Raw genomic sequence first — 12315 nt, 5'->3', positions numbered from 1 at the left:
CCAGGCCTTGTAACACGCTGGTACAAGGCTGTTGTGTTCTCGTGACAATCCGGAACGGTGACGAAGGCCCATGATCGCTTATCCGTGAGCGTCCCGGGTTGTGGCGCGCCCGAACTTGTCGGAGGGGACGACTAGAGTCGTCAGACGTGAATGCTGCGGTTGCTGAGAAGTCCCGGTTGTTGCTGCTCGACGGTCACTCGCTGGCCTATCGCGCGTTCTTCGCGCTGCCGGTGGAGAACTTCTCGACGTCGACGGGGCAGGCCACCAACGCGGTCTACGGCTTCACCTCAATGTTGATCAACGTGCTGCGGGACGAGAAGCCCACGCACATCGCGGTCGCGTTCGACGTCTCCCGCCGCTCGTTCCGCACCGAGAAGTACGCGGAGTACAAGGGCGGGCGCTCGGAGAGCCCGCAGGAGTTCGGCGGCCAGGTCAGCCTGGTCAAGGAGGTGCTGGGGGCGCTGCGCATCCCGTTCGTGGAGCTGGCCGGCTACGAGGCCGACGACCTGATCGCCACGCTGGCCACGCAGGCGCGCGCGCAGGGCATGGAGGTGCTGATCTGCACCGGCGACCGGGACGCGTTCCAGCTGGTCGAGGAGCACGTCACGGTGCTCTACCCGCGCAAGGGCGTCTCCGACCTGGCCCGGATGGACCCGGCCGCGGTCACCGAGAAGTACGGTGTCGGCCCCGGGCACTACCGGCATCTGGCCGCGCTGGTCGGCGACAGCAGCGACAACCTGCCCGGCATCCCCGGCGTCGGGCCGAAGACGGCCGCCAAGTGGATCAATCAGTACGGTGGCCTGGACGGCGTGATCGCGCACGCGGACGCGATCAAGGGCAAGGCCGGCGAGGCGCTGCGCGAGCGGCTGTCCGACGTCATCCGCAACTACGACATCAACTGCCTGGTGTCGGACCTGGAGATCTCGCTGACGCCGGAGGACGCGCGCTGGCACGGGTGGGACCGCGAGGCCGTCCACCAGGTCTTCGACGCGCTCGAGTTCCGGGTGCTGCGCGACCGGCTCTATCAGTACCTCGACGCCGTCGAGCCGGAGGTGGAGGCCGGCTTCGACCTGGACGGCGCGGTGCTCGGCACCGGCGAGGTCGCGCCGTGGCTGGCCGCGCACACCAACGGCGCCGAGGTGGGCGTGGCCGTCGCCGGTACGTTCGGGCGCGGCTCCGGCGCGCTGACCGGCGTCGCGCTGGCCACCGCGGACGGGCCCGCCGCCTGGTTCGACCCGGCCGTGCTGGACGCGGCGGACGAGACCGCGGTCGCGGCCTGGCTGGCCGACCCGGCGCGCCGCAAGGTGCTGCACGACAGCAAGCCGGCCCGGCTCGCGTTCCTCGAGCACGGCTGGGCGCTGGCCGGCGTCACCCACGACACCGCGCTCGCGGCCTATCTGGCCCGCCCCGACCAGCGCTCCTACGACCTGGCCGACCTGGCCGTCCGATACCTCCAGCGGGAGCTGCGGGTGGACGCGCCGCAGACCGGGCAACTGACGCTGGACGGGCTCGGCGGCAACGAGGGCGAGGCCGAGCAGAACCTGATGCTTCGCGCCCGCGCCACGCTCGACCTGGCCGCCGCGCTCGACTCCGAGCTCGACCGCGACGCCGCGCCCGGCGAGGGCCCGTCCCGGCGGCTGCTGGCCGAGGTGGAGCTGCCGCTGGCCGAGGTGCTGGCCGAGATGGAGCGCACCGGCATCGCCGCCGACACCGAGTACCTCTCGGAGTTGGAGTCGGAGTTCGCGGCCGGGGTGAAGGGCGCGGCCCAGGCGGCGTACGAGGTGATCGGCCGCGAGTTCAACCTCGGCTCGCCGAAGCAGCTCCAGGAGATCCTGTTCGGCGAGCTGAACCTGCCGAAGACGAAGCGGATCAAGACGGGCTACACCACGGACGCGGACGCGCTGCAGAGCCTGTATGCGCAGACCGAGCATCCGCTGCTGGCCCACCTGCTCCGGCACCGCGACGTGGCGAAGCTGAAGACGACCGTGGACGGGCTGCTCAAGTCCGTCTCCGACGACGGGCGCATCCACACGACGTACTTCCAGACCGTCGCCGCGACCGGCCGGCTCTCGTCCACCGATCCGAACCTGCAGAACATCCCGATCCGGACCGAGGAGGGCCGCCGCATCCGGCGCGCGTTCATCGTCGGCACCGGCTACGAGACGCTGCTGACCGCGGACTACAGCCAGATCGAGATGCGCATCATGGCGCACCTCTCCGGCGACCAGGCGCTGATCGACGCGTTCAACTCCGGCGCCGACTTCCACGCGGCCACCGCGTCGAACGTGTTCGCGGTCCCGATAACGGAGGTGACCGCGGACCAGCGGCGCAAGATCAAGGCGATGAACTACGGCCTGGCGTACGGACTGAGCGCGTTCGGGCTCTCCAACCAGCTCGGCATCTCCACCGAGGAGGCGCGCGGGCTGATGGACGAGTACTTCTCCCGCTTCGGCGGCGTCCGCGACTACCTCCAGTCCGTGGTCGCGGTGGCCCGCCAGCAGGGCTACACCGAGACCATCCTGGGCCGCCGCCGCTACCTGCCCGACCTGGTCAGCGACAACCGGCAGCGCCGTGAGATGGCCGAGCGGATGGCGCTCAACGCCCCCATCCAGGGCTCCGCCGCCGACATCATCAAGGTCGCCATGCTGCACGTCGACACCGCGCTGCGCGAGGCCGGGCTGCGCTCCCGCATGCTGCTCCAGGTGCACGACGAGCTGGTCCTGGAGGCGGCCGAGGGCGAGCGCGAGCGGCTGGAGGAGCTGGTCCGGCGCGAGATGGGCAACGCCCACTCCCTGTCGGTCCCGCTGGAGGTCTCGGTCGGCGCGGGCCGCGACTGGCACACGGCCGACCACTGAGCGTCGCTATTCGGGGTGGAGGGCGCCGGGCTTGTGCACGGCGTCCTTCCCGGTCTTGTCGCTGGTCACCCGGTACTGCGGCTCCTCCGGCGACGCGGCCACGGTGCGGCCGGCGCTCTTCGTCCGCTCGGTGATCTTCTCCTGGACGGTGCCGTGCACGGTCTCGCCGTGCGACCGCCAACTGACCTTCCGCCCCTTGCGCACACTCTTCCCAGCCATGACCAGGCCTTACCCGGCCGGGGCGGCGGCTAACGCCGGGGACGAGGGCGGCCAACGATCTCCGAAAGCGGGAACTCGATCGGGAAGGGCCGCTCGACCCTGATCAGCGTGTCGCTGTCCGCCGCCAGCTCGTACTCCCGCGGACCGGACGGACGCGTGGGCTCGCGAAGCTGGTGTAGCTGACGGCCGGGGTCCGGCTGCCACACGGTGGCCTCGGGCCCGATCGGCTCAGCGCGCACGCCGAAAGCCACCCGCGAGATCATGTGGTCGGTGGTTTGTCGGTGACGAAGATGGCGGTGCCCGGGAAGAGGCGGCCGCGCAGCGGGGACCACTGGCCCCAGATCCCCTCGTGACCGTCGGGCCACTCCGGCTCGATCAGGTCGCGGAGCACGAATCCGGCGGCGACCAGTTCGCGGATCCGGTCGCCGAGGGTGCGGTGCTGCTCGACGTAGGTCGGCTCGCCGTCGACGTTCTCCTCCACGTACGGGCGGCGGTCGAAGTACGAGTGGACCGCGCGCAGGCCGCCCTCGCCCGGGTCGTCCAGGAAGATCCACCGCATCGGGTGAGTGACGGAGAAGACCCACCGGCCGCCGGGGCGCAGGACGCGGAAGACCTCGCGGTGGGCGGCGGCGGAGTCGGCGACGAACGGGATGGCGCCGAACGCGGTGCAGACCACGTCGAAGGTGGCGCCGGCGAACGGCAGCGCGAGCGCGTCCGCCTGGACCAGCGGCACCGTGATCCCGGTGCGCGCGTTGCCGGCGGCGGCGTGGCGGAGCATGCCGGCGGACAGGTCGAGCGCGACCGTGGACGCGCCCTGCGCGGCGAGCCAGCGTGCGCCGGCGGCGGCACCGGCGCCGAGCTCCAGGACGCGCCGGCCGGCCACGTCGCCGAGCAGCCGCGCGTCGGCCTCGCGCAGGCCCTCGGGGCACCAGACGAAGTCGGCGTCGCCCAGGAACTCTCCGTGTTCCGCCTGGTAGTCGTCGGCGTCGATGTCCCACCAGTGCCGGCTGGCCCGGCGGCTCTCGTCGTCGGTCACGTCCCGGCGGGTGACCTCGGTGCCGATCTCGACGCCGTCCATGGGTTCGCTCACCAGCGGGAGGCTACTTCCGCAGGGTGTGTCGACTGTGACGGGGGTGACATCCGGGACCAACCGGGGCGTTTGGCGGCCATTTCCCGGTCCGTCTCGGTTGACCTGCCGGGAGGCCTTGCACGCTGTGGTAATGCACAGGGTAAGCTAGTCGATGCGCTCGCGGATCGTGTGCCTCGGCAGGGAGCAGGTCCGCGGTCGGCTTGATTCAGTCGCCCCGCTGCAGCATGACCATGACTACTCCGGGTGTCCAGACTGTGCCCGCCGACAGGCCGTGGGCGCAAGCACCAGTCGCGACACCATCCGTTCGGAGCAACTGTCCACATGACGAGCAGCATCGAGGCCACCTCGAGCGCCAACAAGGTCACCATCGACGACCTCGGCAGCGAGGAGGCATTCCTCGCCGCGATCGATGAGACCATCAAGTACTTCAACGACGGCGACATTGTCGAAGGCACCGTCGTTAAGGTCGATCGGGATGAAGTCCTGCTCGACATCGGCTACAAGACCGAGGGCGTCATCCCCTCGCGCGAGCTGTCGATCAAGCACGACGTGGACCCCGCGGAAGTGGTGTCGGTCGGTGACCACATCGAGGCCCTCGTTCTCCAGAAGGAGGACAAGGAGGGTCGTCTGATCCTCTCGAAGAAGCGGGCGCAGTACGAGCGCGCCTGGGGCACCATCGAGAAGATCAAGGACGAGGACGGCGTCGTTCGCGGCTCCGTCATCGAGGTGGTCAAGGGCGGCCTGATCCTCGACATCGGGCTCCGGGGCTTCCTCCCGGCCTCGCTGGTCGAGATGCGGCGCGTCCGCGACCTCCAGCCCTACGTGGGCCGCGAGCTGGAAGCGAAGATCATAGAGCTGGACAAGAACCGCAACAACGTGGTTCTCTCCCGCCGCGCCTGGCTCGAGCAGACCCAGTCCGAGGTGCGCACCGAGTTCCTCAACAAGCTCCAGAAGGGGCAGGTCCGCAAGGGCGTCGTCTCCTCGATCGTCAACTTCGGTGCCTTCGTGGACCTGGGCGGCGTCGACGGCCTGGTGCACGTCTCGGAGCTCTCCTGGAAGCACATCGACCACCCGTCCGAGGTCGTCGAGGTCGGCCAGGAGGTCGAGGTCGAGGTCCTGGACGTCGACCTGGACCGCGAGCGCGTCTCCCTGTCGCTGAAGGCGACGCAGGAGGACCCGTGGCGTCAGTTCGCCCGCACCCACGCGATCCAGCAGATCGTGCCGGGTAAGGTCACCAAGCTCGTGCCGTTCGGTGCGTTCGTGCGCGTCGACGACGGCATCGAGGGCCTGGTCCACATCTCCGAGCTGGCCGAGCGCCACGTGGAGATCCCGGAGCAGGTCGTGCAGGTCGGCTCGGACGTCATGGTCAAGGTCATCGACATCGACCTCGAGCGTCGCCGCATCTCGCTGTCGCTGAAGCAGGCCAACGAGGGCTTCGTCGAGGGCGAGGAGCACTTCGACCCGACCCTCTACGGCATGGCCGCGACGTACGACAACGAGGGCAACTACATCTACCCGGAGGGCTTCGACCCGGAGACCGGCGAGTGGATGGAAGGTTTCGACAAGCAGCGCGAGACCTGGGAGACGCAGTACGCCGAGGCGCGGCAGCGCTGGGAGGCCCACACCAAGCAGGTCGTGGCCGCCCGCACCGCCGACACCGAGGCCGCCGCGAACGCGGCTGCCGGCGTCAGCACCTCCACCCCGGCGGCCGGCGGCGCGACCAGCTCGTCGTCGTCGTCCTCCTCGTCCTCGCCGCGTCAGGCCGAGGAGCCGGCCGGCACGCTGGCCACCGACGAGGCGCTCGCCGCTCTGCGCGAGAAGCTCGCCGGCGGCAAGTAAGCCGCAGGTAAGGCAGGAGGAAGCCCCGGTCGCGGACGCGCGCCCGGGGCTTCCCGCATTCCCGGCTAAGATCGCGGCCATGCTTTCCGTGGGTCTGACCGGCGGCATCGGGGCGGGCAAGTCCACCGTCTCCACCCGCCTCGCCGAGCTCGGCGCGATCGTCATCGACTCCGACCTGCTCGCCCGCGAGGCCGTCGCACCCGGCAGCGAAGGACTCGCCGAGCTGGTGGCCGCGCTCGGCGACCGCATCCTGCACCCGGACGGCACGCTCGACCGCGCCGCGCTCGGCGACATCGTCTTCGCGGACGAAACGGCCCGGCGCACGCTCGAATCCGTGATCCACCCCCGGGTCCGCGCCCGCAGCGCCGAACTGGCCGCCGCGGCCCCGGACGACGCGATCGTGGTCCACGACGTACCGCTGTTGGCCGAGTCCGGCCTCGCGCCGCTCTACGCGCTCGTCATCGTGGTCGAGACGCCCGAGGACATCCGCGTCGCGCGTCTGATCCGCGACCGCGGCCTGACCGAGAAATCAGCTCGGGCCCGCATCGCCGCCCAGGCCACGGACGCCCAACGCCGCGAGGTCGCCGACGTGATCCTGACGAACGCGGGGACGCGCGAAGAACTGATCGAGGCGGTCGACGCGCTCTGGCGGGACCGGCTGCTGCCGATGCTGCGGGCCGCGTAGAGGCTTCACCAGCTGGAAGATCAAGCTCTTCGGTGTCCCGCTTCCGGCGTGGTGCGGCCCGCATGCTCCCGCGGGCAAACCTCGCCGCGGGCTCGCGGCGGCGGAGCCGGTGGGGCGGCGGCCGGGGAGAGCACGCGGCGGCCGGGGCGGGCCGGGTCGCGTGGCGCGGCCGGCGTTCCGCCGGTGGGAGGCCGGTCGACCGAGGCGCGGGTACGTGAGCCGAGGGGACCGGGTACCCGCGGCTCACACAGTGGGCGATCAATCCGAACCACGAAGCCGCATCAGTCCTTCGGCAGCCGGGGCAGCGTGGGAACGTTCTCGTCCGGGGTGAGGTCGAGCTGGGCGTAGCCGGAGGCGCGGGTGAGCAGCTCCAGCCGGCGCAGCACGCCGTCCGTGCCGATCCAGTAGCGCATCCGCGCGTAGCCCGGTGCCACCTCGGCCTCCGCCGTCTTCGGGATCTCGAAGACGCCGACCGGCACGCCGTTGATCGAGTCGTCGCGGAGGTGACGGGCCGACTTGCGTACCAGCGAGGGTTTGCCGCGGCCCGGACCGCCCAGTGCCATCGCCTCGGTGAGCAGCAGGTCCAGGTCGAATCCGCCCAACTCGTCCGAGCGCTGCGCCCACGGCGTCGACGTCCACCCGCCGCGCGGCTCCTGCAGCGGCGGCAGCTGCCACCCGGCCGCCTCGGCCGGTACCGGACGCGTCGCCACCGCGGCCGACGTGGCGATCAGCAGCTCGTCCGGTACCTGCTCGGCGGTGGTGCGCAGCAGCAGGTACGCGCGGGTGCGTTCCCAGTCCAGCCAGCCCTCGCCGCGGCGTACCACCCCGTCCGGCGACGGCAGCGTCACCGAGATCCGGCCGCCGCCCGCGCGCAGGTCCGACTGTCGCAGCCCGGCCAGCAGCTTCGCCTCGTCCGTGGTCACCTCGCGCGGCGCGATGGGCGCGCCGCCGAACGCCGGCACCGCGCCGAACGCGGTCTTCTCCCCGCGCCGCAGCTCGATCTCCACCGGCAGCTCGCCGGGCAGCGTTGCCGCCATCCGGCGCAGGTCACCGTCGCGGCCGAGCCAGTAGCGGACCGCCCCGCCCATCTCCGCCAGCGTGCGCGGCGCCGGGGCCGGCGAGGCGGACGGGGACGGCACGGCCGGCGGCACGGCCGGACCGAGGAAGACGTCCACCACGTCGCCGCCGGAGGTGTCCGAGCGCAGCCAGCGGGAGTCGCTGCCGCGCAGCGTGTCCGCCGCGTCCGGCCGGGTCGCCGAGGCGCCGAACAGCAGGTGCAGCAGCGCGTCGACGGACGTGGCGGCCGAGTTCCCGGCGTCGTCGCGGGCCGCGGCGCGTACCCGCCAGTCGCCGGCCGGCGGGTCGGTCGGTGGCGGCCCGGCCGTGGCCGCGTCCTGGCTGGCGCTGCCCGGCTCGGTCATCGTCGCGACCAGCCCCGGCACGCCCTGGACCAGCGCGGACGCGGTGCCCGGCCGGGTGATCCGCAGGTACGCCAGCCGTCGGCGCCAGTCCACCCAGCCGTCCGCGCGCAGCTCGGCGCCGATCGTGGCGGTCACCCCGGCCGCGCCGTCCGTGTGGTTGCGCATCCGCATGCCGGCCAGCCGTTCCGCCTCCGCGGCGGAGAGCGGGCGGGCGCCGGGGTCGTCACCGGCGGGCGCGCACGAGCCCAGGCCGCCGAGGAGCCCGGCCGCGACGCTGCCGAGCAGGCCGATCACTGACGCGAGCGCGATCGCGCGCCGTTTGCTGGAGGTCACGGAGGTTGAAACGAGCGAGGTGGGAACGAGCGACGACGGCTCTGGGCGCGCTCGCGGCGGCCGGTCTGCGCCATTGGCGCCACCGCACGGGGCGCGCTCGCCGGGTGATGAGCCCGGGGCTGCTGCCCGCCGTGCGCCGGTCGAGCGGCCGGTGTGGGGGCCGCGTCGGGGCCGGACGGCCGCCGCGAGCGGCCTACCCGTCAACGGTACGGCCGGGCGCCGCGCCACACAATCGTGATATCGAAGGGGATCATGCACATGGCGTGACGGGAAAAGTTGTCGGACCCCGGGCGTACCGTGGGGGACATGGCGCTCGACATTCCCCGGCTGGACGGCCGGTTCCAGGTCATCAGCGACTTCAAGCCCTCCGGCGACCAGCCGGCGGCGATCGACGCGCTGGAGCGCCGGGTCCGCGACGGCGAGCGCCACAGCGTGCTGCTCGGCGCGACCGGCACCGGCAAGAGCGCCACCACGGCGTGGCTGGTCGAGCGCGTGCAGCGGCCGACGCTGGTGCTCGCGCACAACAAGACGCTCTGCGCCCAGCTCGCCAAGGAGTTCCGCGAGCTGCTGCCGAACAACGCGGTCGAGTACTTCGTGTCCTACTACGACTACTACCAGCCCGAGGCGTATATCCCTCAGACGGATACGTATATCGAGAAGGACTCCTCGGTCAACGAGGAGGTGGAGCGGCTGCGGCACTCCGCCACCATGTCGCTGCTGACCCGGCGCGACGTGATCGTGGTCGCGACCGTCTCCGCGATCTACGGCCTGGGCACCCCGCAGGAATACCTCGAGCGTGCCGCGAAGGTGTCGGTCGGCGAGGAGATCGACCGGGACAAGCTGCTGCGCCGGCTCGTCGAGATTCAGTACACGCGGAACGACCTGGCGTTCCAGCGCGGCACGTTCCGGGTCCGCGGCGACACGCTCGAGATCATCCCGGCGTACGAGGAACTGGCGCTGCGCATCGAGCTGTTCGGCGACGAGGTGGAGAAGATCTCCTACCTGCACCCGCTCACCGGCGACGTGGTCCGCGAGGTCCCGTCCGCGCTGATCTTCCCGGCCAGCCACTACGCGACCGGTCAGCAGCGGATGGAGCGGGCGATCGGCGACATCGAGGTCGAGCTGGCCGAGCGGCTGGACGAGCTGGAGCGGCAGAACAAGCTGCTGGAGGCGCAGCGGCTGCGCATGCGCACCACGTACGACCTGGAGATGATGAAGCAGGTCGGCTTCTGCAACGGCATCGAGAACTACTCGATGCACATCGACGGCCGGTTGCCCGGCAGCCCGCCGCACTGCCTGCTCGACTACTTCCCGGACGACTTCCTCACCGTGATCGACGAGTCGCACCAGACCATCCCGCAGATCGGCGGCATGTTCGAGGGCGACGCGTCGCGCAAGCGCATGCTGATCGACCACGGCTTCCGGCTGCCGTCCGCGGCGGACAACCGGCCGCTGCGCTTCGACGAGTTCCTGGAGCGGGTCGGCCAGATGGTCTTCCTCTCCGCCACGCCCGGCACCTGGGAGCTGGACCAGACCGGCGGCGAGTTCGTCGAGCAGGTGATCCGCCCGACCGGCCTGGTCGACCCGGAGGTCGTGATCAAGCCGACCAAGGGCCAGATCGACGACCTGATGCACGAGATCAAGCTGCGCACCGAGCGGGACGAGCGGGTCCTGGTCACCACGCTGACCAAGAAGATGGCCGAGGACCTGACGGACTACCTGCTGGAGCACGGCATCCGGGTGCGCTACCTGCACTCCGAGGTGGACACGCTGCGCCGGGTGGAGCTGCTGCGCGAGCTGCGCAAGGGCGACTACGACGTGCTGGTCGGCATCAACCTGCTGCGCGAGGGCCTGGACCTGCCGGAGGTGTCGCTGGTCGCGATCCTGGACGCGGACAAGGAGGGCTTCCTGCGCAGCGGCACCTCGCTGATCCAGACCATCGGCCGCGCCGCGCGTAACGTCTCCGGCCAGGTCCACATGTACGCGGACAAGGTCACCCCGTCGATGCGGCAGGCGATCGACGAGACCGACCGGCGCCGGGCCAAGCAGGTGGCGTACAACACCGAGCACGGGCTCTCGCCCCAGCCGCTGCGGAAGAAGATCCACGACATTCTGGACGACATCTACCGGGAGGCGGAGGACACCGAGTCCGCGCTCGGCGGGCACGGCCCCGGCGGCCACATCGTCGGCGGCGCCGGGCGGCAGATGTCGCGCGGCAAGGCGCCGGTGCCGGAGACCCGGTCGAAGGGCGGCAAGGGCGCGAGCACGCCGGCCCGCGCGGGCATGGCCCGGGCCGAGCTGGCCGAGCTGATCCAGAACCTGAACGAGCAGATGCTCGGCGCCGCGCGCGAGCTGCAGTTCGAGCTCGCCGCCCGGATTCGCGACGAGATCAACGAGCTGAAGAAGGAGCTTCGCGGCATGGACGCCGCGGGCGTGAAGTGAGCCCGGACGCTGCGTGACGGATCATCGGCGGAGGCCGTCACGCAGCGGCACGGACGCCGTACCGTTTTAGACGTTTTTGTTCCTGCACGTGCAGGAGGGTCTGCAGCCGCACCGGACAATGCAAAATCCTTGATGGACACTTCGTTTCCGCAGGTCACCCGCCAGGGTGACAGCGGTTAGGTTTACGGTCATTAACGCCGATTCGCCGTTTCCCGCGCACTCTGTGGATCAACAACTTTCCGTGCCCGCCGAGCATGGTCGACAAGTCGCTCCGTGACGTGCCGCCGGAGCCCGGCCGTGGCCGCCGTCGATGCCTAACGGCGCAGGTCGGGCGCGGGGTGGGCGTCGCCGGTCACGCCCCCGCGCGTGCTCGGGAAGTGCCGGGCCGGGATGTGCGCGACGTTAAACATGCGAATCACCGTGCCCAATCGCGGATGGCTACCGCAACGTTGCTGCCTGTAATCTCCTTGTCGCCACGACGTCGGCGCCGGGAGAACCAATGCCACCCCCCAAAAGTCCTACGGTCCGTCGGTTGCGTCTGGGCACCGAGCTACGACAGCTGCGGCGCACGGCGGCCCTCACCCTGGAGCAGGTCTGTGACCGGCTCGGATGGGCCTCGACCTCGAAGCTGTCCCGGATCGAGCTGGGGCAGAGCCGGCCCGACCTGGCCGACATCATGGACCTGCTGGACATCTACGGCGTAGAGGGCCACGACAGGGACAAACTCATCGTGATCGCCCGTGACGCGGCCGCGGCGCGCGGCTGGTGGAAGGCGCTCGGTGACATGGGTCCCCGCCAGCGACGATATGCGGAGTTGGAAACCGGCGCCGCTGACATTTTCGAGTTCCACCAGTACGTGGTCCCCGGCCTGCTGCAGACCCCGGAGTACGGCCGGGTCCGGGTCCGCTCCGGCCGCGCGCTCTACCCGGGCCTGGACATGGACGCGGACAGCCGTGCCCGCGCCGCCCGGCACGTGGTGCTGCGCCGGGAGAGCCCGCCGCGCTACGAGGCGGTCATCGACGAGTCCGCGTTCCACCGGCAGGTCGCGCCGCCCGAGGTGATGCGCGGCCAGTTGCGGCACCTGCTGGCCATGGCCGACCTGCCGAACGTGGTGATCCGTGTGCTGCCGTTCCGCATCCCGCTCCAGGACTCGTACGTGCCGCACACCGCGTTCTCGGTCTACTCGTTCCCCGATCCGGCCGACCCGCGCACGGTCGTGCTGGAGACCATGAGCGAGGACGTGCACCTGACCGACGAGGAGGAGGTGGCGCGCTACCTGCTGGTCGCGGACTGGTTGCGGGCGGCGGCGCTGCCGGAGGAGGAGACGCGCGCCTACCTGGCCCGGGCCGCCGACGCCCGGCCGGAGCAGGTGCGGGCGATCCCCGCTCAGCGCGGGGTGAACGGTGTTGTCTGAGACGGAGGGCGATGGGA

Annotated in this window: 7 protein-coding genes and 1 pseudogene; 5 read left to right on the top strand and 3 right to left on the bottom strand. The window is 71.1% G+C overall.

Annotation, left to right across the window (positions count from 1 at the left end):
- Positions 1–146 precede the first annotated feature (146 nt).
- Complete coding sequence (polA, locus tag J2S41_RS24160) at positions 147–2855, top strand: DNA polymerase I (RefSeq protein ID WP_310370760.1); 2709 nt, start codon at positions 147–149, stop codon at positions 2853–2855.
- 6 nt (positions 2856–2861) lie between these two features.
- Here polA and J2S41_RS24155 read toward each other — a convergent pair whose 3' ends face one another.
- Both J2S41_RS24155 and J2S41_RS24150 read right to left on the bottom strand, forming a co-directional pair.
- On the bottom strand, positions 2862–3074 hold the full coding sequence (locus J2S41_RS24155; protein WP_310370758.1) for a hypervirulence associated TUDOR domain-containing protein: 213 nt from the start codon (positions 3072–3074) through the stop codon (positions 2862–2864).
- Between the two features lie 259 nt (positions 3075–3333).
- The gene (locus tag J2S41_RS24150) at positions 3334–4152 is read right to left on the bottom strand and encodes a class I SAM-dependent methyltransferase (protein WP_310376491.1); all 819 of its coding nucleotides are present in this window, start codon (positions 4150–4152) and stop codon (positions 3334–3336) included.
- A gap of 333 nt (positions 4153–4485) precedes the next feature.
- On the opposite strand from J2S41_RS24150, the gene rpsA reads away from it, so the two are divergent.
- Positions 4486–6003: a 30S ribosomal protein S1 gene (gene rpsA, locus J2S41_RS24145; protein WP_310370756.1), complete on the top strand. Its 1518-nt coding sequence runs from the start codon at positions 4486–4488 to the stop codon at positions 6001–6003.
- A gap of 79 nt (positions 6004–6082) precedes the next feature.
- A pseudogene (gene coaE, locus J2S41_RS24140) lies at positions 6083–6670 on the top strand (dephospho-CoA kinase); the annotation flags it as partial.
- A gap of 299 nt (positions 6671–6969) precedes the next feature.
- Here the strand turns inward: coaE and J2S41_RS24135 are convergent.
- Positions 6970–8442, bottom strand: a complete 1473-nt coding sequence (locus J2S41_RS24135) for a hypothetical protein (protein ID WP_310370754.1) — start codon at positions 8440–8442, stop codon at positions 6970–6972.
- Between the two features lie 306 nt (positions 8443–8748).
- On the opposite strand from J2S41_RS24135, the gene uvrB reads away from it, so the two are divergent.
- Together uvrB and J2S41_RS24125 are read left to right on the top strand one after the other, a co-directional pair.
- The gene (gene uvrB / locus J2S41_RS24130) at positions 8749–10884 is read left to right on the top strand and encodes an excinuclease ABC subunit UvrB (RefSeq protein WP_310370752.1); all 2136 of its coding nucleotides are present in this window, start codon (positions 8749–8751) and stop codon (positions 10882–10884) included.
- A 499-nt stretch (positions 10885–11383) separates the two neighbouring features.
- On the top strand, positions 11384–12298 hold the full coding sequence (locus J2S41_RS24125) for a helix-turn-helix domain-containing protein (RefSeq protein ID WP_310370750.1): 915 nt from the start codon (positions 11384–11386) through the stop codon (positions 12296–12298).
- Positions 12299–12315 lie beyond the last annotated feature (17 nt).

The sequence above is a fragment of the Catenuloplanes atrovinosus genome (assembly GCF_031458235.1).
In the GTDB taxonomy this organism is placed as follows: domain Bacteria; phylum Actinomycetota; class Actinomycetes; order Mycobacteriales; family Micromonosporaceae; genus Catenuloplanes; species Catenuloplanes atrovinosus.
Note: the sequence above shows the minus strand (reverse complement) of the source record. Positions and strands in the feature narration are given on the sequence as shown.